21 protein-coding genes are annotated in these 21929 nt (G+C 70.2%); 7 read left to right on the top strand and 14 right to left on the bottom strand.

Annotation, left to right across the window (positions count from 1 at the left end; genetic code table 11):
• Positions 1–190: 190 nt before the first annotated feature.
• Both B9O00_RS09295 and B9O00_RS09300 read right to left on the bottom strand, forming a co-directional pair.
• The gene (locus B9O00_RS09295) at positions 191–1645 is read right to left on the bottom strand and encodes an aminotransferase (protein ID WP_085122201.1); all 1455 of its coding nucleotides are present in this window, start codon (positions 1643–1645) and stop codon (positions 191–193) included.
• Positions 1646–1682: 37 nt separating this feature from the next.
• A complete protein-coding gene (locus B9O00_RS09300; RefSeq protein ID WP_085122202.1) occupies positions 1683–3035 on the bottom strand; it encodes an aspartate aminotransferase family protein in 1353 nt (450 codons plus the stop codon).
• A gap of 260 nt (positions 3036–3295) precedes the next feature.
• Here B9O00_RS09300 and betI point away from each other — a divergent pair, with 260 nt between their 5' ends.
• Genes betI through B9O00_RS09320 form a run of 4 tightly spaced genes read left to right on the top strand, consistent with a single transcriptional unit; the run spans position 3296 to position 6854 of the window.
• Entirely contained in the window at positions 3296–3967 is a 672-nt protein-coding gene (betI, locus tag B9O00_RS09305; protein ID WP_159460157.1) for a transcriptional regulator BetI, read from the top strand.
• Positions 3964–4902, top strand: coding sequence for an ABC transporter permease (locus B9O00_RS09310; RefSeq protein WP_085122206.1), 939 nt, complete (start codon positions 3964–3966; stop codon positions 4900–4902). Before betI ends, B9O00_RS09310 begins: the two co-directional genes overlap by 4 nt.
• A 13-nt stretch (positions 4903–4915) precedes the next feature.
• The gene (locus B9O00_RS09315; RefSeq protein ID WP_085122207.1) at positions 4916–5731 is read left to right on the top strand and encodes an ABC transporter permease; all 816 of its coding nucleotides are present in this window, start codon (positions 4916–4918) and stop codon (positions 5729–5731) included.
• Positions 5732–5738: 7 nt separating this feature from the next.
• Complete coding sequence (locus tag B9O00_RS09320) at positions 5739–6854, top strand: ABC transporter ATP-binding protein (RefSeq protein WP_085122208.1); 1116 nt, start codon at positions 5739–5741, stop codon at positions 6852–6854.
• A gap of 63 nt (positions 6855–6917) precedes the next feature.
• On the opposite strand, the gene B9O00_RS09325 is transcribed toward B9O00_RS09320, so the two are convergent.
• Positions 6918–7724 (bottom strand): class I SAM-dependent methyltransferase, encoded by an 807-nt coding sequence (locus B9O00_RS09325; RefSeq protein WP_085122210.1) that lies wholly within the window; start codon positions 7722–7724, stop codon positions 6918–6920.
• Positions 7725–7884: 160 nt separating this feature from the next.
• Between B9O00_RS09325 and B9O00_RS09330 the strand changes: the two genes are divergently transcribed.
• Both B9O00_RS09330 and B9O00_RS09335 read left to right on the top strand, forming a co-directional pair.
• Positions 7885–8511: a glutathione S-transferase family protein gene (locus B9O00_RS09330; protein WP_085122211.1), complete on the top strand. Its 627-nt coding sequence runs from the start codon at positions 7885–7887 to the stop codon at positions 8509–8511.
• A gap of 26 nt (positions 8512–8537) precedes the next feature.
• Positions 8538–9038, top strand: coding sequence for a VOC family protein (locus B9O00_RS09335; protein WP_085122213.1), 501 nt, complete (start codon positions 8538–8540; stop codon positions 9036–9038).
• Positions 9039–9048: 10 nt separating this feature from the next.
• Here B9O00_RS09335 and B9O00_RS09340 read toward each other — a convergent pair whose 3' ends face one another.
• From B9O00_RS09340 to B9O00_RS09390, 11 genes are all read right to left on the bottom strand, one after another.
• Positions 9049–9777 carry an ABC transporter ATP-binding protein gene (locus B9O00_RS09340; RefSeq protein ID WP_085122215.1) on the bottom strand — a complete coding sequence of 243 codons (729 nt, stop codon included), beginning with the start codon at positions 9775–9777 and terminating at the stop codon, positions 9049–9051.
• Positions 9774–10532 carry an ABC transporter ATP-binding protein gene (locus B9O00_RS09345; protein WP_085122217.1) on the bottom strand — a complete coding sequence of 253 codons (759 nt, stop codon included), beginning with the start codon at positions 10530–10532 and terminating at the stop codon, positions 9774–9776. Before B9O00_RS09345 ends, B9O00_RS09340 begins: the two co-directional genes overlap by 4 nt.
• Complete coding sequence (locus tag B9O00_RS09350; protein ID WP_218822829.1) at positions 10529–11482, bottom strand: branched-chain amino acid ABC transporter permease; 954 nt, start codon at positions 11480–11482, stop codon at positions 10529–10531. The genes B9O00_RS09345 and B9O00_RS09350 overlap by 4 nt, the downstream gene beginning before the upstream one ends.
• Positions 11479–12348, bottom strand: coding sequence for a branched-chain amino acid ABC transporter permease (locus B9O00_RS09355; RefSeq protein WP_085122219.1), 870 nt, complete (start codon positions 12346–12348; stop codon positions 11479–11481). The genes B9O00_RS09350 and B9O00_RS09355 overlap by 4 nt, the downstream gene beginning before the upstream one ends.
• 92 nt (positions 12349–12440) lie before the next feature.
• Positions 12441–13703, bottom strand: coding sequence for an ABC transporter substrate-binding protein (locus tag B9O00_RS09360; protein ID WP_085122221.1), 1263 nt, complete (start codon positions 13701–13703; stop codon positions 12441–12443).
• Between the two features lie 432 nt (positions 13704–14135).
• Complete coding sequence (locus B9O00_RS09365) at positions 14136–15443, bottom strand: four-carbon acid sugar kinase family protein (RefSeq protein ID WP_085122223.1); 1308 nt, start codon at positions 15441–15443, stop codon at positions 14136–14138.
• Between the two features lies 1 nt (position 15444).
• Positions 15445–16755 (bottom strand): RuBisCO large subunit C-terminal-like domain-containing protein, encoded by a 1311-nt coding sequence (locus B9O00_RS09370; protein ID WP_085122225.1) that lies wholly within the window; start codon positions 16753–16755, stop codon positions 15445–15447.
• A 205-nt stretch (positions 16756–16960) separates the two neighbouring features.
• Entirely contained in the window at positions 16961–17500 is a 540-nt protein-coding gene (locus B9O00_RS09375; RefSeq protein ID WP_085122227.1) for a VOC family protein, read from the bottom strand.
• Between the two features lie 6 nt (positions 17501–17506).
• On the bottom strand, positions 17507–18784 hold the full coding sequence (locus B9O00_RS09380) for a TRAP transporter large permease (RefSeq protein ID WP_085122229.1): 1278 nt from the start codon (positions 18782–18784) through the stop codon (positions 17507–17509).
• Positions 18781–19341 (bottom strand): TRAP transporter small permease, encoded by a 561-nt coding sequence (locus B9O00_RS09385; RefSeq protein WP_085122231.1) that lies wholly within the window; start codon positions 19339–19341, stop codon positions 18781–18783. The genes B9O00_RS09380 and B9O00_RS09385 overlap by 4 nt, the downstream gene beginning before the upstream one ends.
• Before the next feature lie 33 nt (positions 19342–19374).
• Positions 19375–20433: a TRAP transporter substrate-binding protein gene (locus B9O00_RS09390; protein ID WP_085122233.1), complete on the bottom strand. Its 1059-nt coding sequence runs from the start codon at positions 20431–20433 to the stop codon at positions 19375–19377.
• Positions 20434–20589: 156 nt separating this feature from the next.
• Here B9O00_RS09390 and B9O00_RS09395 point away from each other — a divergent pair, with 156 nt between their 5' ends.
• Complete coding sequence (locus B9O00_RS09395) at positions 20590–21651, top strand: LacI family DNA-binding transcriptional regulator (RefSeq protein ID WP_089229632.1); 1062 nt, start codon at positions 20590–20592, stop codon at positions 21649–21651.
• The last annotated feature ends 278 nt before the right edge of the window (positions 21652–21929 follow it).

Consider the following 21929-nt stretch of genomic DNA (forward strand, 5'->3'; position numbering starts at 1 on the left):
CTCCCTGTTCGCCGTGTCCCGGAACAGCTAACGGGCGCCTCGGCGCCCGTCCCTTCCCTTCGCGACATCTGAACGTCGTCGTCAAGTCGGAGCGTCTGGCCCCCCCCCCCCCCCCCCCCCCCGGGGCCCCCCCCCCCCCCCCCGGGGGGGGGGGGGGGGGGGGGGGGGGCCCAGACGCTCGCACTCCACCCTACCGCCGCCACAGCCCCTCGCGCTCCAGGTCGTCCTGGGTTCGCTCGATGCCCTGGCGCAGGATCTCGACCAGACGGTCGATCTCCGGCTTCTCGATGATGAGAGGCGGCGACATCACGCACATGTTGTAGATCGGCCGGACGACCAGGCCGAGCTCCTGGCAGTGCGCGTCGATGCGGCCGCCGACCTCCTTGTCGAGCGCCAGCGGGTTCTTGCTCTGCTTGTCGGCGACGCAGTCGACGCAGGCCATCAGGCCCAGGCCGCGCACCTCGCCGACCAGCGGCAGCGCCTCGAGCTCCCTGAGGCGCGCCTGGAAGTAGGGCGCGATCTCGCGGACGTGCTCCAGCAGGCCCTCCTGCTCGATGATCCGGATGTTGGCCAGGGCCGCGGCGCAGGACACCGGATGGCCCGAGTAGGTGTAGCCGTTGGAGTAGACCGAGCCCTTGTTCTCGGGCCCGGCGACCTGCTCGACGACGGCGCGCGAGATGGCGAAGCCGCCGAGCGGCACGTAGCCGGAGGTGACGCCCTTGGCGAAGGTCACGATGTCCGGCGTGATGCCGAAGACCGCCTCGCTGGCGAACCAGTGGCCGAGCCGGCCGAAGGCCGTCACGACCTCGTCGGAGATCGTCAGGATGTCGTACTTGCGGCACAGCGCCTGGGCGCGCCGGTGATAGCCCGGCGGCGGCATCAGCACGCCGCCCGAGGCCAGGATCGGCTCGGCGATGAAGGCGGCGACCCGCTCCGGACCGAGCTCCAGGATCTTCGCCTCCATCTCCTCGATCAGGAAGTCGCAGAAGCCCTCGACGCTCATGCCCTCGGGCCGGCGGTAGGGATTCGGCGCCGAGAGGTGGACGACCAGGTCCTTGGCGAAGTCGAGGTAGACCTTGTCGCGCTCCTTGCCCGAGCAGGAGGCCGAGAGATAGGTCGAGCCGTGGTAGGCGCCGCCGCGCGACAGGATGATCTTCTTCTCGGGCCGGCCCAGGTAGTTGTTGAAGAACTGCACGAAGCGCAGGGCCGAATCGACGGCGGTCGAGCCGCCGGTCGTGAAGAAGACGTGGTCGAGGTCGCCCGGCGTCATCTCGGCGATGCGCGCCGCCAGCTCGGCGGCGACCGGGCTGGTCGAGTACCAGGGCGAGTTGTAGGCCATGCTCATCGCCTGCTCGGCCATGGCCTCGGCGATCGCGCGCCGGCCGTAGCCGACCTGCATGCACCACATGCCGGCCGGGCCGTCGATCAGGCGGTTGCCCCGGGCGTCGCGCACATAGACGCCCTCGGCGCCGGTCAGGAGAGTGCGCGCCTCCTGGCCCAGGTGCTCGAGCGATTCCCAGGGCTGCACCAGGTGGCGGGTGGCCAGGGCCTCGAGCTCCGCGACGGCATTGGCGCCCAGGGGAGCGGCGGCATCCTCCGGAGGACGGCCCGGACGGTCCGCGGTGTCGGCAAAGGTCTCGGCCATGTCTGTCACCTCACTCTCGATCACGGAAATTCCCGTCCTATTCGGCGGCGTGCTGGCCGTCCTCCCGGTCCTCCAGCTGCTCCAGCGTCGCGTCGACGGCCGCAGCGAAGGCGGTCACCGTCTCGTCCAGGCAGTCGCCCGCGGCCTTGTCGCGGGCGTGGGCCTCGCAGATGAACCAGGGCTCGCGCGAATCCGGCTCGATCAGCACACCGCGATCGACCAGCAGCGGTGCCAGGGTATCGTAGAAGAGGTAGTCGCTGGCCTTCCAGTCGCGGTAGCCGGCCGGCGGCGTCTCCGAGAAGAACAGGCCCGAGAGCGCCGGATGGCCGACGAAGCAGTGCGGGATCGAGCGCTGCTTCAGCACCCCCGACAGGCCCTCGCGCAGCCGCTCGCCGTAGCCGGCGATGGTCTCCAGCGCGTCGGTCTCGTCGAGGATCTCCAGGGTCTTCTCGGCGGCCGCCAGCGAGACCGCGTGGGCCGTGTAGGTGCCGCCGTGGACGACGCCCCGGCCGATGATCGACATGATGTCGCGCCGGCCGGCGACGGCCGAGATCGGGTAGCCGTTGCCCATCGCCTTGGCGAAGGTGCAGAGGTCGGCCTGGATGCCGTAGATCTCCTGGGCGCCGCCGCGCGCGACCCGGAAGCCGGTCTTGACCTCGTCGACGATCAGCACGACGCCATGCTTCGTGCAGAGCTCGCGCACCGCCCGGACGTAGTCCGGATCGGCCGAGATGGCGCAGCAGTTGCCCTGGATCGGCTCGATCAGCATGGCGCCGATCTTGTCGCCCTGGCGCTTGAACAGGTCCTCCAGGCGGTCCGCGTCGTTGAGCGGCACCTGCCAGACCAGGCTGCGCAGCATGCGCGGCACGCCGCCGCTGTAGGGCACGAGGTCGGGGTCGCCCTCGCCCGCCCAGCCCTCCATGTCGGTGGTCCAGAGCGCAGCGTCGAAGACGCCGTGGTAGCCGCCCTCGGCGACGACGTAGCCGTCCTTGCCGCTGTAGGCGCGGGCGACGCGCAGCGCGGCCATCACCGCCTCGGTGCCGGAGCAGGAGAAGCGCACCATCTCCGCCGCCGGGACCATCTTCGCGATGCGCTCGGCGACCGACAGCTCGCGCTCGGTCGAGAGCGCGAAGACCGAGCCGATCCGCATGCCCTCCTGCGCCGCCGCGTCGACGCGCGGGTCGCAGTAGCCGAGGATCGTCGGCCCGTAGCCCAGGCGGTAGTCGATGTAGCCGTTGCCGTCGATGTCGGTGAGGCGGCCGCCCTCGGCGCGCGCGATGTAGAAGGTGTCCTCGTCGCCCCAGTAGCGGAAGTTCGAGGCGACACCGAGCGGCAGGCGCTTCGCGGCCTTGCGGAAATGCGCACGGGACCGCTCCAGCTTGCGCTGCATGATTCTGTTCCACGAGTCGTTTCGGAGGTCGCCAATATGGCATTTCGCTGAACGACTGTCCAGCGACACGTCGAACGACTGTTCAATCAAAATAGTCCTTTCCTATCGCGCCGGGCTTGCGCAGTATGAAAGGGATAACAGGGAATTGGAGCGGGCTCCGCAGGCGGCGGAGCCGGCCCGGCCGGCCAGGGCCGGAGGCCGGCGAGAGCCGCAGAAGGAAAGCGCTCCGCTCGACGAACGGACGAGGTTGGGAAAAGCGAATGCCCCAACGCGCGGCTACGGCACAGCCGCTCAAGCGCGCCGAGAAGAAGGAAGTCACGCGGCAGCAGCTGATCGCGGCGACGGTCGACTCGATCGCCGCCAGCGGCTTCGCCGAGACGACGCTGCACAAGGTCTCGGCACGCGCCAACGTCTCGCGCTCGCTGGTCAACTTCCACTTCGACAGCAAGGAGCAGCTGCTCGTCGAGACGCTGCGCCACCTGACCGACGAGTACCGGACCTTCTGGATGAAGGCGATCACCAGGCCGGGGCTCAGCGCCGCCGGCAAGCTGAACGCCCTGGTCGACGCCGATTTCCATCCGCAGGTCTGCAACCGCAAGAAGATCGCCGTCTGGTACGCCTTCTGGGGCGAGTCGAAGTCGCGCCCGACCTACATGGAGGTCTGCGAGCGCGCCGACCGCGAGTTCGCCAGCGCCATGGAGCGCCTGACCGCCGAGGTCGTCGCCGAGGGCGGCTATGCGGTCGATGCCGTGGCCGCGGCAAAGGGCCTGCGCTGCATGATCGACGGCCTCTGGCTGGAGCTGCTGCTGTCGCCGGCCAGCTTCGAGCGCGAGGGCTCGAAGCGCATCTGCCGGACCTATCTCGCGGCGCTCTTCCCCAGGCACTTCGAGATGCCGGGCCAGGTCGAGATGCCGGCGGGAGGCGCCCCGTGAGCGAAGGCGCCCTCGCCCGGCCGGGCACCGCGCCGGCAGCGGCGGGCGATGACCTGCTGACCCGCTGGCGCCGGCGCTACCTGCGCAGCGAGGGCATCCGCGGCTGGTGCCTCAGCGCCCCCGCCCTCTTCGTCGTGATCGCGGCGCTCGCCGTGCCGATCGGCCTGCTGGTGCTGTTCAGCTTCTGGACCCAGGACTACGTCCACATCGACACCAGCCTGACGCTGCACAACTACCAGCTGATCGCCAGGCGCACGGTCTACCTGGAGGTCTTCCTGCGCTCGGTCGCGATCTCGGGCCTGGTCACGCTGATGACCGTGACCCTGGCCTATCCGCTGGCCTACTACGTCGCCTTCGACGTGACGCGCAAGAAGATGGTCTGGCTGATCCTGATCACCCTGCCCTTCTGGACCAGCTACCTGCTGCGCGTCTTCGCCTGGAAGATCATCCTCGGCTACGGCGGCGTGGTGAACTCGGGCCTGCAGTGGCTCGGGCTGATCGAGGAGCCGCTGTCGTTCCTGCTCTACAACCCCTTCGCGGTGATCCTGACCCTGGCCCATGCCTGGGCGGCCTTCGCGATCCTGCCGATCTACGTCAGCCTGGAGAAGATCGACCGCTCGCTGCTGGAGGCGGCGACCGACCTCGGCGACGGCCCGATCGAGCGCTTCTGGCGGGTCACCTTCCCGCTGTCGATGCCGGGCGTGATCGCCGCCGCCATCGTGATCTTCATCCCGACGGTCGGCGACTACGTGACGCCGGCCCTGGTCGGCGGGCCGAGCGGGCTGATGATCGCCAACCTGATCCAGACCCAGTTCAGCAAGGCCAACGACTGGCCGCTCGGCGCCGCCCTGTCGATCGCCTCGATGGTCACCGTCACCCTGATCGCCTGCCTCTTCGTCTGGTTCTCGAAGAAGGCGACGGCACGGATCGCGTGAGGGAGCAGCGGCCATGAGCACCATCGCACGTCAGGGCCGCGGCTTCCGGGCCGGCTACGCCTTCCTCTACCTGGCCTTCCTCTACATCCCGGTGCTGTTCCTGCCGCTGTTCAGCTTCAACTCCGGCATCTACGTCGCCTTCCCGATCCAGGGCTGGACCCTGAAGTGGTACGGCACGCTGCTGGTCAACGACCGGCTGCACGAGGCGCTCGGCAACTCCCTCGAGGTCGCGGTCGCGGCGGCCCTGATCTCGACGACCCTGGCGATCTTCGCGGCCAAGGCCTTCACCCGCTACCGCTATCGCGGCCAGCGCCTGTCGCTCGGGGTCGTGATGCTGCCGATGGTCATGCCCGACATCATCGTCGGCGTCTCGCTGCTGATCCTGCTGAACCAGGTCGGCATCGGCCTCGGGCTGCACTCGGTGATCATCGGCCACACGATGATCTGCCTGCCCTTCGCGGTCGCGGTGCTGATGAGCCGCATGGAGGGCTTCGACCGCAATCTCGAGGAGGCCTCGCTCGACCTCGGCGAGGGCCCGGTCGCGACCTTCTTCCGGGTCACCCTGCCGCTGATCCTGCCGGGGGTCGTCGCCAGCCTGCTGCTGACCTTCACGATCTCCTTCGACGAGTTCATCATCGCCTTCTTCCTCTCGGCGACCGACACCACCCTGCCGGTGTTCATCTGGAGCCAGCTGCGCTTCCCGCAGCGCCTGCCGACCGTGCTGGCGCTCGGCGCCTGCATCCTGGTCTTCTCGGCCTGCCTCGTCGTCTTCTCCGAATGGTTCCGCCGGCGCGGCCAGGTCAGCGCCGGCCCCGGTGTCTGGAGCTAGCAACACGATGTCCGACCCCGCCCGCTTCATCGACATCCAGAAGGTCACCAAGCGCTTCGGCAGCGTGACCGCGGTCGACGCGGTCGACCTGCAGATCGCCCGCGGCGAGTTCTTCTCGCTGCTCGGCGCCTCGGGCTGCGGCAAGACCACGCTGCTGCGCATGCTGGCCGGCTTCGAGAGCCCGACCGAGGGTGAGATCCTGATCGACGGCCAGCCGATGGCCGCGGTCGCGGCGCACCGCCGGCCGACCAACATGGTGTTCCAGAGCTACGCGATCTTCCCGCACCTCAACGTCGGCCAGAACATCGCCTACGGCCTGCGCAAGGAGCGCCTGCCGAAGCTCGAGCTGAAGAAGCGGGTCGACGAGGCCCTGGAGATGATCAAGCTCTCCGGCTACGCGAGCCGCCGCGCCGACCAGCTCTCCGGCGGCCAGCGCCAGAGGGTCGCCCTGGCCCGCGCCCTGATCCGCCGCCCCAAGGTGCTGCTGCTCGACGAGCCGCTCGGCGCGCTCGACAAGAAGCTGCGCGAGGAGATGCAGCTCGAGCTGCGCCAGCTGCAGGAGAGCCTCGGCATCACCTTCGTGTTCGTGACCCACGACCAGGAGGAGGCGCTGACCATGTCGGACCGCATCGCCGTGATGTCGGCCGGCAACGTCCTGCAGGTCGACGACCCGCACTCCCTCTACGAGCGGCCGAGCTGCGCCCAGGTCGCCGCCTTCATCGGCTCGATGAACTTCCTCAAGGGCAAGGTGCGCGGCCGCGAGAACGGCCACGCCGTGGTCGAGGCCGAAGGCCTGGGCACGATCAGGGCCGAGGCCGTCGCCGGCGAGTTCGGCGAGGGCGCGCCGATCCTGCTGGCGATCCGGCCGGAGAAGCTGGCGATCACCGACTCCGCCGAGCGCGCGCCCCTCGACAACTACGTGGGCGCCATCGAGGGCAAGATCGCCGCCGCCAGCTACCTCGGCGACCGCAGCCACTACTACGTCACCCTGCCCGGCGTGCAGAGGCCGCTCGCCGTCGCCGCCCAGAACGTCGACCGCGAGACCGAGGGCTGGCTGCAGTCCGGCGCCCCGGTCTGGCTGTCCTGGCAGCCCAAGGGGCCGATCCTGCTGCCCGCGGAGTAGGCCGGGCCGGCCACGACCCTGTGCCGGCTTCGTCCCGGTGCCCGTGGCATCCGCGTCACCCGGTCAGGCGACGCCCCCCTTGACGGCCCACGCCCTCGCCTTGAGGTGGATCGACCCGTCCTCGTTGCGCGGGAGGCTGTCGTCCAGCCGCTCCTTCAATCGCTGCCGGACCGCCGGGTCGAGACTCATGCAGTAGCCCGGCGCCGGGCCGGTGCCCAGCGTGAAGGGGTGCCAATAGTCCTCGAAGTCCTTGAACACCGTCGGCGCCTCGATCCGCTCGCAGGCCACCGAGACCAGCCCGGCCTCCCGGGCCAGAGCGGTCAGCCCGTCGGGCGTGCAGAAGGGAAACCGCCTGTCTTCCGTGAGATCGGCAGCGTTCGGATCGAGCGCCGTCGCGGCTGTCCAGAATGCGCGCATGAACTCGACGCCGCGACCGGGATAGTCCCATACGTAGAACGCGACGGTCCCGCCGGGGCGCGCCACCCGCTTCATCTCGGCCAGCGCCCTGTCCCTGTCGGGTACGAAATTGAGGACCAGCCCGGACACGACGAGGTCCTTGCTGGCCGTTTCGATATCCAGCGCCTCGGCGCTGCCAGGCCGAAACTCGACGCGCGCGTCACGCACGTTCGCGCGGGCCTTTGCGAGAAAGCCCCCAGACGGGTCGATGGAGACCACGCTCTTCGGATCGCAGCGCGCCAGGATGGCTGCGGAGAGCGCACCCGTGCCGCAGCCGACCTCCAGCCACTCCAGCCGGTCCGCGGCATGAAGCCAGTCGACGAAGCGCAGGGCGATCTGCCGGCTCCACCGCCCCATGTAGGCGTCATAGCTGTCGCCGGCCTGCCATGCGTCGTGACGCGATGCCCGAGGCATTCCACTCCTTCTCGCCAAAGGCGACAGGCCTGGAAGAGCGGATTTATACGCTTCCCGGCGAGAGGCGGTGAGTCGAATCTCCTGGTGCGGGCCTGCTCTTGACAAGGCTAATAAGTTGATATCAACTCTCTGCCGCGACGACAGACGAGAGGCGGACAAGATGAAGCTCTACTACGCCGAGACGCTGAACCCCCGGAAGGCCTGCGCCGTCGCCAAGCAACTGCAGGTGCCGCTCGACTACGTCCGGGTCGACCTCGGCAAGGGCGAGAACCGCACGCCGGCATTCCTCGCCCTGAACCCCAACGGCAAGGTCCCGGTGCTGGAGCTCGGTGACGGCCGGACGCTCTGGGAGAGCAACGCCATCATGGCCCACCTCGCCCGCCAAGCCGGCTCCGAGCTCTGGCCCGCCGACGGCGAGCGCCAGATCGAGGTTCTGCGCTGGCTCGCCTGGAACGACGTCCACTTCACGCGCCATGCCGGCACGCTCTACTTCGAGCGGATCATCAAGCCGATGTTCGGCATCGGCGCGGAGAACGCCGCCGCGACCGAAGAGGCGACCGGCTTCCTGCGCCGCTTCGGCAAGGTGCTCGACGACCATCTGCGCGGCCGCCATTGGCTGCTCGGCGACGCCATGACCATCGCCGACTTCGCGGCCGCCATCGCCCTGCCATACCGCGCCGCCAGGCTGCCGCTCGACGACTTCGACGAGATCCGGCGCTGGCACGGCCAGCTCCAGGAGCTGCCGGCCTGGCGCGAGCCCTTCCCGGCCGACCGCGCCGCCGCCTGACCGCACCGCTGAAAGGAAGCCGCCCGATGCCCCAGCTCCAGAAGATCTCGCCCTGCCTCTGGTTCGACGGCGAGGCCGAAGAGGCCGCCAGGTTCTACGTCTCGGTCTTCGAGGATTCCGCGATCGAGAGGATCATGCGCTGGGGCAAGGACGGCGTCGGCGACCACGGTCAGCCGGACGGCAAGGTGCTGCTGGTCTCCTTCCGCCTCGCCGGCCAGAGCTTCTCGGCGCTCAACGGCGGCCCGCAGTTCCACTTCACCGAGGCGGTCTCGCTGATGGTCGGCTGCGAGAGCGAGCAGGAGGTCGACTACTACTGGGAGCGCCTCGGCCCCGGCGGCGGCGGCAAGGCCGGCGACTGCGGCTGGCTCAAGGACCGCTTCGGCCTCTCCTGGCAGATCGCGCCGCTCGAGCTGCTCGACATGTACCACAGCGGCGACGTTCCGGCGGCCGAGCGGGCCATGAAGGCGATGATGACCATGCAGAAGCTCGACCTGCCGGCCCTGCGCAAAGCCTACCGCGGCGCCTGACCGGCGCCGTTCAGCCCTCGCCGGCCGGCTCCCACTCCTCGGCGCTGGCGCCGGCGAGCGCCCGCACCCGTTCCTCGTCCTTGGCGAACTCGGCAGCCGAGCCCTCGTAGACGATGTGGCCGTCGTCGAGCACGTAGGCGCGGTCGGCGACCGCGACGGCAGCCCGGACGTTCTGCTCGACCAGCAGCACCGAGATGCCCTCGTCGCGCGCCGTGGTGACGACCTTGAAGACCTCCTGGACGATCAGCGGCGCCAGGCCCTGGGACGGCTCGTCGAGCACCAGCAGCTTCGGGTTGAGCAGCAGCGCGCGGGCGATCGCCAGCATCTCCTGCTCGCCGCCCGAGAGCTGGCGGCCCTTGTTGGTCTTGCGCTCCGCGAGCCGCGGGAACAGCTGGTAGATGCGCGGGATCGACCAGGGCCCCGGCCGCTCGGCCGGCACGCGCAGGTTCTCGTCGACCGTCAGGGTCGAGAAGATGCGCCGGCCCTCGGGCACGTAGCCGAGCCCGAGGCCGGCGATGCGGAACGGCGGCCAGTCCGTCGTCACCTTGCCGAACAGGCGCACCACGCCCTCGCGCGCGTGGGTCAGCCCGGCGATCGAGCGCAGGGTCGTGGTCTTGCCGGCGCCGTTGCGGCCGAGCAGCGTCACGACCTCGCCCTCGCGCACCTCCAGCCCGACGCCGTGCAGGATGTGGCTCTTGCCGTAGAAGGTATGGAGGCCCTCGGCCTCGAGCATGCTCATGCCGTCTCCGCCTCCGCCCCCAGGTAGGCCTCCTGCACCGCGTCGTCGGCGGCGATCTCGTCGGGCGTGCCCTCGGCCAGCAGCTGGCCCTCGGCGAGCACCATGACGCGGTCGGCCAGGTGGAAGACGACGCGCATGTCGTGCTCGATCAGCACGACCGTCAGCTTCTGCTCCCGGTGCAGCTTGCGGATCAGCTGCGTCACGTCGTAGGTCTCCTGGTCGCCCATGCCGGCGGTCGGCTCGTCGAGCAGCAGCAGCCGCGGATTGAGCGCGATCGCCATCATGATCTCGGTCGCGCGCTGGTCGCCGTGCGACAGCTCGCCGGCCAGGCGCCCGGCCTTGCCGGTCAGGCCACTGCGCTGCAGCAGCTCGTCGACCCGCTCGTCCATGGCGCGCGCGTCGGCGCGCGACTGCCAGGGCTTGAGCCGGTGCCCCGCGGCGACCTCGACCGGGATGCGCAGGTTCTCGCGCACCGAGAGCTCGGGAAAGATCTCGGTGACCTGGAAGGTGCGCGCCATGCCGAGCTTGACCCGGTTGGCCGGCTTGACCGCCGTGACGTCCTGATCGTCGAACAGGATGCGTCCCGAGGTCGGCAGCAGGAAGCCGCTGATCAGGTTGAAGAAGGTCGTCTTGCCGGCGCCGTTCGGGCCGATCACGGCCCGGAACTCGCCCGGCTCGACGGTCATCGACACCTGGTCGACCGCGACCAGGCTGCCGAAGCGGCGCGAGACCTGCTCGACCTTGAGGAGGCTCATGACGCGGCCTTGCGCCGGAGGAGGCCGACCACGCCGCGCGGGAAGAACAGCACGATCAGCACGAAGAACAGGCCGATGAAGGACATCCAGTTCTCGGTCTGGCTGGAGATGTAGTCCTGCAGCACGACGAAGATCGCGGCACCGATCAGCGGCCCCCAGAAGGAGCGCATGCCCCCGAGCACCGCCATGATCACGAAGTCGCCCGACTGGTCCCAGCGCAGGTCGTGGGGGTCGGCGAAGTTGTTGAGCAGCGCGTAGAGCGTGCCGGCCAGGCTGACGAAGACGCAGGAGATCAGCCAGGACATCCAGATGTGCTGCTCGACCGGGATGCCCAGGAAGCGCGCCCGCCGCTCGTTCTCGCGGATTGCCAGCAGCGTGCGCCCGAAGGGCGAGCGCAGCAGCAGCGCCATGATGCCGACGGCGACGGCGAAGAGCGCCAGCACGAAGTAGTAGAAGGTCAGCGGCTGGCCGGCGATGTCGAGCTTGCCGATGCCGAAGTCGAGCGGCAGCGTGCGCCAGCCGGACAGGCCGTCGTCGCCGCCGGTCACCGCGTTCCAGCGGTAGGCGATGAAGTAGAAGACCTGGCCGAAGGCGATCGTGACCATGGCGAAGTAGACGCTGCGCAGCCGCACGATGAGGGTGCCGATGATCGCCGCGGCGGCGGCCGCCACGCCCATGCCGACCAGGATGCCGAGGGGCGTGCTCGGCGCCAGGTACTTGATGGTCATGCCGACGCCGTAGGCGCCGATGCCGAAGTAGGCGGCATGGCCGAACGACAGCACGCCGGTGAAGCCGAGCAGGAAATTCAACGACATGGCGGCCAGGGCCAGCACGACGACGCGGCTGGCCAGCGAGGTGTAGCCGCCGACGAAGCCGATCCAGTAGGGCATGGTCAGCAGCAGCGCCCAGATGAGGGCGTTGGCGATCTGCCTGTTGAGCGTGGAGTTCACAGCACGCGTCCCTCTTCACCGAGCAGACCGCGCGGCCGGATCAGCAGCACCAGTCCCATCATGACGTAGATCACGGCCTCCGAGGCTGAGGGGAAGAACACCGCGGTGACGCCCGAGGCGACGCCGATCAGCAGGCCGCCGAGCAGCGTGCCCGGCAGGCTGCCCAGGCCGCCGACGATGATCGCGACGAAGCTCGGCATGATCAGCTCGTTGCCGATCGTCGGCTGCAGGCCGAGCATGCCCGCGGCCAGCACGCCGGCGAGGCCGGCGAGGTAGATGCCCAGACCGAAGTTGAGGTTGCGCAGGATGCGCACGTTGACGCCGAGCACCGAGACGGTCTCGAGGTCGTCACTGCCGGCGCGGATGCGGATGCCGAGGCGCGTGCGGTTGAGCACCAGGAACAGCGCGCCGACCGTGACCAGGACCAGCACGACCATGAAGACCCGGTAGCCGGTCAGGAAGAAGAAGTCGCTGCTCAGCGGGCTGGCCAGCCAGTCGGGGATGGTGAACGGCAGGGTCTCCGGTCCCCAGAGGTAGCGGGTGCCGTCCTCGATCATGAAGGCGAGGCCGAAGGTCAGCAGCAGGCTGTAGAGCGGGTCGCGGCCGTAGAGCCGCCGGATCAGCACCCGCTCGACCAGCAGGCCGATGATCGCGGTCAGGATCGGCGCGACCGCCAGCGCGCCCCAGAAGCCGATGTAGGGCGTCAGGCTGTAGGCGAGATAGGCGCCGATCGCGAGGAACCCGCCGTGGGCGAAGTTGATCACGCCCGACAGGTTGAGGATCATCGACAGGCCGAGGGCCATCAGCGCGTAGAAGGCACCGATGATCAGCCCGTTGAAGACGTTGAACAGAATCAGTTGTGTCATGCCCGACCCACGATCGTCAGACTCGCCTCAGCCCGTCCCGGGAGCCGGGCCGGGCGCCGCCCGGTCGGACGGCGCCCGCTGCCCTGCTCCGCTCAGGCGGGCCAGGTGACCTTGCAGCCGGTCTCGGAGACCGGCAGCGCGGCGTCGGTGCCCTTGACGATCTTGTCGACGTGGAACAGGTCCTCGGGCACGGCACCCTTCGAGACCGCGTGGCCGACGTAGAGGTCGGGCATCAGCTGGTGGTCGCCGGCGCGGTAGGCGACCTTGTCGGGCATCAGCGCGATCTCCGGCGGCAGCGTGAAGCCTTCCAGCGCCTTGGCCAGCTTGACCGCGTCCAGGGTCTTCTCCTGGTTGGCGATCAGGGCGCAGGTCCAGGTCGAGACGTAGCCGAACCAGTGGCGCGCCGTCGGCACCTTGCCGTTGTTCTTCTTGCGGATCGCCGCGACGAACTCCTTCACGTGCGGCACGTTCGGCTGGTTCCAGTACCACTCGAAGACCCAGGTGCCGATGCGCGCGTTCTCCGGCAGGCCCTCGAGCACCTCGAGCTCCTGCTGCGCGCCGGCGATGTGGAACTTCTTGTCGAGACCGAACTGCACGGCCTGCTTCAGCGAGTTCACCGCGTCCTGGCCGGCGGTCAGGAAGATGATGACGTCCGGGTTCGCGGCCTGCGCCTTGATCAGGTAGGACGAGAAGTCGGTGGTGCCGAGCGGGGTCAGCGAGGCGCCGGCCTCGGTGCCGCCGAACTTCTTCAGGCTGGCCTCGAAGCCCTGCTGCAGGGTGTGGCCGAAGGCGTAGTCCGGCGTGATGAAGTACCACTTCTTGCCGAACTCGTTGAACAGGATCTGCGAGACCGAGTTGGTCTCCATGCGCGTCGTGTTGCAGACGCGGAAGACGTTCCAGTGGCAGTCCGTGCCGGTCACGGCGTCGGTGTGGCCGCCGGTCACGATGTGCAGCACCTTGGCCTGAGCCGAGACCTCGCCGGTCGCCAGCGCCATCGCCGAGTTCACGTTGCCGAGCAGGAAGTCGACCTTGTCGCGGTCGATCAGCTTGTGCGCCTTCTGCACCGCCGTGCCGGTGTTCGTGCTGGTCGAATCCTCCGACAGCAGCTCGACCTCGCGGCCCAGGATGCCGCCCTTCTTGTTGATCTCCTCGACCGCCAGCTCGCAGCCGATCTTCTCGTTCTTGCCGAGCTCGGCGTAGGTGCCGGTGAAGGGATCGTCGAGACCGATCTTCACCTTATCGGCGGCGCGCGCGGAGATCACGAAGGGCGCGGCGACCTGCGCGACGCCCACCGCCGCCGCGGCCTTGAGCACGCTGCGCCGGTTGATTTTCATGGAAAAGGGCCCGTCCGTCATGGTCGCTTCCTCCCGGCATTGGATTGTCTTTTTTTCGACGCGTGGCTGTCCTCGGCCCGCGCCGGCAAAGCCTAGGAGGGGCTCAAATTGCCGACAAGCAGAGATGGAGACCGTCGTTATTAAGGATTTTTAATGTTCGGGCGACCCGAACACTCCGCCGAAGCTACGTTTCGGCTGGAGAAATTACGACCCCTGGCGAAAATGTGCCCAAATATCAGACATCTACTAGACAAATTGTCGCAGACTCCGATACCGCTTCTATCGGCAACATTAAATTTCCGTCATGCAGGAACCGGGTCCGGGCCTCTCCCTTCGCGCGAACTCCGGTCGCCGACGCGGCGCCGCGAGGTTCCGGCGGAGGGCACCTCGAAGGGCCGGCCGTCGACCTCGGGGATCCGGGAACCGCCCTCGGAGCCCCTGGCGGCACCGCCCCTAGATCCGTCCCTGGCCGAGCCGCCGGAACAGGTCCTCGCGGCCCATCTGGCCGCCCTTCAGGACCAGCGGCAGGCCGTCGAGCTGGGGGTCGGCGGCATGGGCGAGGCAGAGCGGCGCGCCGGGATCGAGATCGGCCTGGAAGGAGATGCTGGTCAGGCCGAGCGCCCGCACCGCCATGCTGGAGGTGTCGCCGCCGGCGACCACGAGCGTGCCGGCCAGGCCGGAGCGCGCCACCTCGGCGGCGATCGTCGCCGTGGCCGCCGCCAGCTTGACGTTCGACAGGCCGTGCTCGGCGCCCGGCAGCAGGTGCGCCAGCACCGACCGCCCCTCGGCGAGCAGCTCGGCGCAGCGCGCGGCGATCTCGCCGCAGCGACGCCGCGTGTCGTGGACCAGCTCGCCGGGTTCGATCGGCAGCCGCGCGAAGCCGCCGGCGGCCTCGATCTGCCGCTCGGTGACCGCCGAGCGGCTGCCGCTCAGCACGAAGCAGGGCCGGCCGTCGCGCGCGACCACGGCGGCGCCGCCGCCCGACGCCGGCCGCGAGGCCCGGAGGGCCCCCGCCGCCAGCAGCGCCTCGGCGACGCTGCTCGGCCCGACGCAGAGCAGAGGCGCCCGCTCGGCCACCGCCGCCAGCGCCCCGCCGACCGCCGCCAGGTCGTCCTGCTCGCCGACGTCGAACAGCACCGGCTGCCGGCCGTCGCCCCACAGGGCCTCGAGCCGCTCCGCCAGGGCTGCGGCGCCGGCCCGGTAGAGGCCGCGCTCGACCAGCTGCGGCTGCGGCAGCCCCTGGGCCGCCAGATGCAGCCTGAGGTCGGCCTCGGCCATCGGCGTGACCGGATGGCGGCCCATCACCGGGTGGCGGTCGATGCGGTAGACCGCGCCGTCCGCGGCCCGGGCGAAAAGGTTGCCGTAGTGGCAGTAGCGCCCCAGGCTGGGCTGGCCGCCGACGACCGCCAGCCGCGTCAGGCCGAGACGCTCGCCGAGCGACCGGGCCGCGGCGCCGATGGAGCCGACCGTCGGGCTGCTGTCGAAGGTCGAGCAGACCTTGTAGTGCAGCAGGCGCGGCTGCATGCGCGCCAGGGCGTCGGCCAGGTGCGCGAGCTCGGCCTGGATCGCCTCCGGCGGCAGGGACCGGGTCGCCGTCGCGATGCCGATCGCATCGAGCGTCAGATGGGCGCTGTCCCGCAGCGCTTCGGCGGCGTCGAGATAGAGCCGCACGGCGAGGCCGCCGCGCGCCAGCGTTCCCAGGGTGTCGCTGGCGCCGGTGAAGTCGTCCGCGCAGAAGAGGTAGGGGCGGAGGCCCGGCATCTCAGCCGGCCTTCGGTCCGAAGAAGGCCAGCGCCGCCGCCAGCTCCGGCCGCCGCGCCGCGGCGCCCTCCAGCGTCTCGCCGGCCGACAGCGCCGCCCAGGCCTGGCGCAGGCTGGCGACGCCGGCCGCCGGGCCGCCGGGATGGGCCAGGATGCCGCCGCCGGCGAGCAGCAGGAAGTCGGCGGCCCCCGCCCCGCCGAGCGGCGCGAGGGCGTCGCGGGTCGCCGCCAGCGTGCCGGCCCACTGGCCGGAGGAGAAGACCGGCAGGACGCGGTCGCCGCCGCCGGGATCATCGGCGGGCCCGGGGGCCAGGCCGGACAGGCAGTGCCGCGCGGCTGCCGCGACCTCCTCGCCGTCGTCGGCGAACTTGCCGCCGATGCCGTGGACGTGGAGGTGGTCGAGGCCGGTCAGGCGGTAGAGCGTCTGGTAGGCCTCGATGCCGATGCCGAGCGCCGGGTGGCGCATCAGCGCGCCGATGCCGTTGCGGTGGCCGTGGATCGCCAGGCCGGTCGAGGCGCGCAGGCTCTGCAGGGCCGCGAGGCCGCACCAGTTGAGGCTGGCCATGACGCAGCTGCCGCCTTCCCGCTCGACCAGCTCGGCATGGCGGCGCATGGCGTCGAGCTCGTCGGAGACGTTGAAGGCGACCATGACCTCGCGGCCGGTCCTGTCGCGGTAGCGGCGCACCCGCGCCATCACCGCCGGCACCCGCTCGGCGAGCGGCGCGTGCACCGGGTTGCCGGCGACCTCGTCGTCCTTGACGAAGTCGACGCCGGCCTCGCAGAGCTGCTCGACCAGGTCGGCCAGCTCGGTGCTGCGCAGCCCGACGTTGGGCTTGATGATCGTGCCGAACAGCGGCCGCCCCTCGACGCCGAGGCGCGCGCGGGTCCCGGCGACGCCGAGCGCCGGTGACGGATAGTGCCGGCGATAGGCCGGCGGCAGCGCGAGCCGCAGCAGCCGGAGGCCGGTCAGCTCGCCGAGGTCGAAGAGGTTGCCGGCGACGGTCGCCGCCAGGGTCGGCAGGTTGACGCCGATGTTGTCGAGCGGAAAGGCGACGCGGATCCGCGCCCGCCGCCAGGGGCCCGTCTCGCCGCGCCGCTCCAGGTAGGCGCTGGCGAGCGAGGGCCGCGGCGCCGGCTCCAGCTCTTCCAGGCCGACGACCTCGGCGGCCGCCCGGGCGCGCAGCTCGTCGGTCTCGCCGGCGACCTTGACGAAGGTGCCGCTGCTCTGCTCGCCGGCGATGATCGCGGCGACCCTGGCCGGATCGAGCGGCGTCTCGATCAGGTACTCGGCCTGGAGCACCTCGCGGGTCATGGCCGGCCCTCGCCGCCTCGAGAAGAACCCTCTCCGCCCCCTTGGGGGGGAGAGGGCAGGGAGAGGTGGGGAGCGGCCGAAGGCCGCTTGATCCGCCCTGCCGGAAGCCCGGCCGTACCGCCTACCCCCCCCCTCTCCCCGCCCCTCTCCCCCCCCAAGGGGGCGGAGAGGGAGTTGCGGATCTGGATCATCGCGACGGCCACCGTCACAGCGTCGCGAGGTCCGGGAAGGGCCGGATCGCGTTGCTGCCGTCCCAGCCCTCGGAGGCCTCCCGGATCATCCGGAACAGCCGGCCCTTCGGCCCGACGACCTCGGAGAGCTCGATCACCGTGCCCGGGTGCATCTCCCTGTCGAAATAGGCGAAGCGGCCACGCTCGCCGACCTTGCCGCTCATCTTGACCCGGAAGCCCTCGGCCTCCATGGCGGCCAGGTCGCGGTCGTAGTCCTCGGTCCAGTAGGCGACGTGCTGCAGGCCGACGTGGCCGGCGCGCTGGAAGTCGCGGTACATCGAGGGCGCGTCGTTGCGCGTCTGGATCAGCTCGACCTGGACGAAGCCGGAGTTGGCCAGGGCGACCGAGTTGTGCACCTCGTAGCGCTGGCCTTCGTAGGCGTAGTCCTCGATCGGCACGCGCGGATTGTAGAACCAGGGGCCGACGCCCATGACCTCCGACCAGTGGCGCATCGCGTCCTCGATGTCCGGGACGACGAAGCCGAGTTGGCGGATCTCACCGAGAAACCTGCTCATACTTCCTCACTTGATGACGAGATTCGGCAGCCAGGTGGCGACGGCCGGGACCAGCGTGACGACCAGCAGCGACAGCAGCAGCGGGATCAGGAAGGGCAGCACGCCGACCACGACGCGGTGCAGCGGCAGCTTGGCGACGATGGCGACCATGTAGAGGCTCATGCCGACCGGCGGGGTCAGCAGGCCGATCATCAGGTTGAGCACGAAGACGACGCCGAGCTGGATCGGATCGACCCCGGCGGCGACCAGGGCTGGCGTCACGATCGGCGCGATGATCAGGATCGCGGCGAGCGACTCCAGCACCATGCCGACGACCAGCAGCAGGCCGTTGAGGATCAGCAGCAGCACCAGCGGATCGCGCGACAGGCCGAGCAGGAAGCCACTGGCGTTGGCCGGCACCCGGTCGACGGTCAGGACCCAGGCGAAGAGCGCCGCGGCGGCGACGATGAACAGCACGCTCGCCGTCGCCTCCACGGTCTCGCGCGCCGCCGCCAGCAGGCTGCGCCAGGTCAGCTGGCGATAGACCAGGCTGCCGATGGCCAGGGCATAGGCGACCGTGACGCCGGCGACCTCGGTCGGCCCGAAGTAGCCGCTCAGCAGGCCGCCGATCAGCAGCACCGGCGCCAGCAGCGCCGGCAGCGAGACCAGGAAGGTCCGCGCGATCTCCTTCAGGTCGGGCCGGACGGCGTCGCGCGGCAGGCCCTTCAGGCGCGCCGTGACGGCGATCTGCAGCATCAGCAGGACGGCGATGATCAGCGCCGGCACGATGCCGGCGAGCAGCAGCTTGACCGCCGAGACGTTGGCCGCGGCGGCGAAGATGATGATCGGGATCGAGGGCGGGAAGATCGGCCCGATGGTCGCCGCCGCCATGGTCACGCCGGCGGCGAACTCGTCCCTGTAGCCCTGCTCGCGCATCATGCGCATCTGGATCGAGCCGAGCGCGCCGATGTCGGCGAGCGCGGCGCCCGAGATGCCCGAGAAGACCAGGTTGACCAGCACGCTGACCTGGGCGACGCCGCCGCGGATCCGGCCGACCAGCAGGCGGATCAGCTGGAACAGGTGGCCGGTGACGCCGGCGGCGTTCAGCAGGTTGGCGGCGAAGATGAACAGCGGCACAGCGAGCAGCGGCGAGGAGTCGAGGGCGTTGACGCTGCGCTGCGCCAGCACCGCGACCGGCAGGTGATGGGTCAGGATCACGACCGCCGCCGACAGGCCCATGGCGACGGCGATCGGCGCGCCGACCAGCAGCAGGCCGAGGAACAGGCCGAGCAGCAGCAGGGTCATGGCGCGCCCGGCTCCCGCGCTTCCGGCGCCCGCGATTCCGGCTCCGGGGGCTCCAGCGCCCGCGGCGCCGCGCCGGCCAGCCGGCCGAGGCCGCGCAGCAGCGCGGCCAGGCCGAGCAGCAGCGTGCCGGCGAAGGCCGGCGCGTAGAAGACCAGGTTCGGCAGGCCGAGCGACGGCGTCGAGAAGGCCGCGGCCCGGCCCAGGAACTTGACGAAGCCCCAGAGCATCAGCGCGCAGAACAGCGCGACCGCCAGGTCGGCGACGGCCAGGACCAGCCGGCGGCGGCGGCCGCCCAGCAGGCCGACCAGGAACTCGACGGCGATGTGCTTGCCGCGCGCCAGCAGGTAGGGCAGTGCCAGGAAGGTCAGCGCGATGCCGCTGAGCCGCGCCAGCTCGTCGGCCCAGGGCAGCCCCAGGTCGAAGAAGTTGCGCGCGACGACCTGCAGGACGACCAGCGCGGTCATCAGGCCGAGGCAGGCGACGGCGAGGCCGAGGCCGAGGACGGAGATCCGCTCGAGCTGCGACGCGACACGGCCGCAGAGGCCCTGCTCGGTCATGCGACGGATCCCCGGCCCGCGGCGCCCCGCTCCCTACCGGATCGCCTCGATCTCCTTGTAGAGCGCGCCGTACTTCTCGCCGAAGTTCCTGGCGACCAGCGCCTTGACGCTGGCCTTGAAGGCCGCCTTGTCGAGGCCCTGCTCCGGCCCGACGATGGTCATGCCGTGCCGGCGCAGCTGCTCCAGGTCGTCGGCCTCCTTGGCCAGCACCGTCTCGGTCGCGCGCTTGCGCACCTCGGCGGCCGCCTCGGCCAGCGCCTGGCGCTGCGCGTCGGTCAGGCTCTCCCAGACCTCCTCGTTCATCACGACGACCTCGCCGCTCGAGATGTGGCCGGTCAGCATCATGTGCGACTGGACGTCGTAGAGCTTGTTGTCGAGCACGACGTTGACCGGGTTCTCCTGGCCCGAGACGACGCCGGTCGCCAGCGCCGTCGGCACCTCCGACCAGTCGACCGGCACCGGCACGGCGCCCAGGCCCTCGACCGCGGTCGTGTAGATCGGGAAGGGAATCGCGCGGATCTTGACGCCGGCGAGGTCGGCCGGCTTCAGGTAGGCGGCGTTGGCCGTCAGGTTGCGGGTGCCGAAGTAGTAGGCGTAGAGCACGCGCACGCCGGCCTTGGCGATCAGCCCCTCGTTGAGCTTCTTCATGACCGGCGAGTCGATGTCCATCACCTTCATCAGGTGGTCGACGTCCCGGTAGAGGTAGGGCGTGTCGAGCGCCGCGAAGGGCTCGTAGAGCGCGCCGATGCCGCCGGCGGTGTTGTGCGAGAGCGCGATCGTGCCGGTCGAGACCGCCTCGGCCAGCTCCTGCAGCTTGCCGAGCTGGGAGGAGGGATAGACCTCGACCTCGATGGCGCCGCCGGTCTTCTTGGCGATCGCCTCGGCCAGCCACTGTGCCTGCAGGCCGTGGATCGAGGTCGGCGAGTTCATGTGGCCGTAGCGCAGCACCAAGTCGGACGCGCGCGCCGGGCGGCCGCCGACGGCGGTGGCGGCGAGCGTCGCCAGCGCAGCGGCGCCGAGCAGCAGGCCGGTCCGGCGCGAGATCGCGGTCGCCGCTGCCCGCGGCTGCAGGTGGGTCGGTGTCCTGGTCATCGCTTCCTCCCGATTTGACGTCTTTTGATTGGCCGCTGCCGGTCCGAAAGCCGGCCTTTTCCTCTATGTGCACAAGGCTATGAAGAGGGAAGGTTGACGTCAAATGCGAAAGAGTGATGTATTTTGATGTCTTTTCATCCTGAACGAAGCGAGCCCATGAGCCGGAACAGGCGGCCGATCCTGACCGACGTGGCCGAGACGGCCGGCGTCTCGCCGGCGACGGTCGACCGCGTGCTCAACGGCCGTGCCGGGGTCAAGCCGGCGACCGCGCAGCGCGTGCTGGAAGCCGCGGCGCGGCTCGGCTACCGGCCCGAGGGCGAGCTCGGCGCCCTGCTCCGGCCGCCGACCCTGAAGCTGGTCTTCCTGCTGCCGGCGGGCAGCAACCAGTACCTGCAGCAGCTCGGCCGCACGATCCGCGACATCGCCGAGGAGCCGGGCTCGGCCGACTGCCGGATCCGCTGCTTCTTCATCGAGGGCTTCAACCCGCGGGCGCTCGCCGAGGCGCTCGGCCGCTACGGCGCCGAGGCCGACGGCCTCGCCTTCATGGCCCTCGACCATCCGGTCGTGCGCGAGGCGGTGGCGCGGCTCGCCGACGCCGGCAAGCCGGTGGTCACGCTGATCTCCGACCTCTCGAGCTCGGGACGCAGCGCCTACGTCGGGCTCGACAACCGCGCCGCCGGGCGCACCGCCGCCTACCTGCTCGGCCGCTTCGCGCGGCGGCGGCCCGGCGACTCGACCGGCGGCTCGACCGGCGGGTCGGTCGCGCTGATCGCCGGCAGCCGCAGCTACCGGGCCCACGAGGAGCGCCAGATGGGCTTCCTAAGCCTGATCGAGGAGACCCTGCCCGACTGCCGGGTCACCGGCACGCGCGAGGGCCACGACGACCCCGACGAGAACTACCGCCTGACCCGCCGCCTGCTCGCCGACCTGCCGGACCTGGTCGGGCTCTACAACGTCGGCGGCTCGACCGACGGCATCGCCCGGGCGCTGCGCGACGCCGGGCGCAGCGGCGAGGTCGTGCTGATCGGCCACGGGCTGAGCCCGAGCACCCGCGCGCTGCTGGTCGAGGACGCCATCGACGCCCTGATCAACCAGAACCCCGAGAGCCTGGTGCGCAACAGCCTCGCCATCTTCCGCAACCTGCGCGACCGCCGGCCGCTGCTGCTCGGCGTGCCGCCGGTCACGCTCGACATCGTGCTGCGCGAGAACCTGCCGTGAGCGCTGGCGCTCTGCTCCCTGCGGGGACGAGGTCCCGAGCGGAAGAAGGTCTTGAGAAGACTACGGGGACCCGAACATGACTCCTAGCGGCACACAATAGACTTTCCGTCCTGTCACGCACTCATGGCCGAACGAACCGGGAAGTTGCGAAATATCTACCGAGCTCGAAAAATCGCACTTCTTGCCATCCTTGGACCGGCAGAGAGCAAAGTACCCATCGCCGCAATCTGGATCACAGGCTGGAGCCGAGCCACGCCATACAGCGCCGCTCCCTTTCA

The organism is Tistlia consotensis USBA 355, assembly GCF_900177295.1.
GTDB classification, from domain to species: domain Bacteria; phylum Pseudomonadota; class Alphaproteobacteria; order Kiloniellales; family DSM-21159; genus Tistlia; species Tistlia consotensis.

Coding starts and splice junctions, on each gene's coding strand:
- B9O00_RS09295 (WP_085122201.1), bottom strand. CDS start 1,645: ATGGCCGAGACCTTTGCCGACACCGCGGACCGTCCGGGCCGTCCTCCG.
- B9O00_RS09300 (WP_085122202.1), bottom strand. CDS start 3,035: ATGCAGCGCAAGCTGGAGCGGTCCCGTGCGCATTTCCGCAAGGCCGCG.
- betI (WP_159460157.1), top strand. CDS start 3,296: ATGCCCCAACGCGCGGCTACGGCACAGCCGCTCAAGCGCGCCGAGAAG.
- B9O00_RS09315 (WP_085122207.1), top strand. CDS start 4,916: ATGAGCACCATCGCACGTCAGGGCCGCGGCTTCCGGGCCGGCTACGCC.
- B9O00_RS09320 (WP_085122208.1), top strand. CDS start 5,739: ATGTCCGACCCCGCCCGCTTCATCGACATCCAGAAGGTCACCAAGCGC.
- B9O00_RS09325 (WP_085122210.1), bottom strand. CDS start 7,724: ATGCCTCGGGCATCGCGTCACGACGCATGGCAGGCCGGCGACAGCTAT.
- B9O00_RS09330 (WP_085122211.1), top strand. CDS start 7,885: ATGAAGCTCTACTACGCCGAGACGCTGAACCCCCGGAAGGCCTGCGCC.
- B9O00_RS09335 (WP_085122213.1), top strand. CDS start 8,538: ATGCCCCAGCTCCAGAAGATCTCGCCCTGCCTCTGGTTCGACGGCGAG.
- B9O00_RS09340 (WP_085122215.1), bottom strand. CDS start 9,777: ATGAGCATGCTCGAGGCCGAGGGCCTCCATACCTTCTACGGCAAGAGC.
- B9O00_RS09345 (WP_085122217.1), bottom strand. CDS start 10,532: ATGAGCCTCCTCAAGGTCGAGCAGGTCTCGCGCCGCTTCGGCAGCCTG.
- B9O00_RS09355 (WP_085122219.1), bottom strand. CDS start 12,348: ATGACACAACTGATTCTGTTCAACGTCTTCAACGGGCTGATCATCGGT.
- B9O00_RS09360 (WP_085122221.1), bottom strand. CDS start 13,703: ATGACGGACGGGCCCTTTTCCATGAAAATCAACCGGCGCAGCGTGCTC.
- B9O00_RS09365 (WP_085122223.1), bottom strand. CDS start 15,443: ATGCCGGGCCTCCGCCCCTACCTCTTCTGCGCGGACGACTTCACCGGC.
- B9O00_RS09370 (WP_085122225.1), bottom strand. CDS start 16,755: ATGACCCGCGAGGTGCTCCAGGCCGAGTACCTGATCGAGACGCCGCTC.
- B9O00_RS09375 (WP_085122227.1), bottom strand. CDS start 17,500: ATGAGCAGGTTTCTCGGTGAGATCCGCCAACTCGGCTTCGTCGTCCCG.
- B9O00_RS09380 (WP_085122229.1), bottom strand. CDS start 18,784: ATGACCCTGCTGCTGCTCGGCCTGTTCCTCGGCCTGCTGCTGGTCGGC.
- B9O00_RS09385 (WP_085122231.1), bottom strand. CDS start 19,341: ATGACCGAGCAGGGCCTCTGCGGCCGTGTCGCGTCGCAGCTCGAGCGG.
- B9O00_RS09390 (WP_085122233.1), bottom strand. CDS start 20,433: ATGACCAGGACACCGACCCACCTGCAGCCGCGGGCAGCGGCGACCGCG.
- B9O00_RS09395 (WP_089229632.1), top strand. CDS start 20,590: ATGAGCCGGAACAGGCGGCCGATCCTGACCGACGTGGCCGAGACGGCC.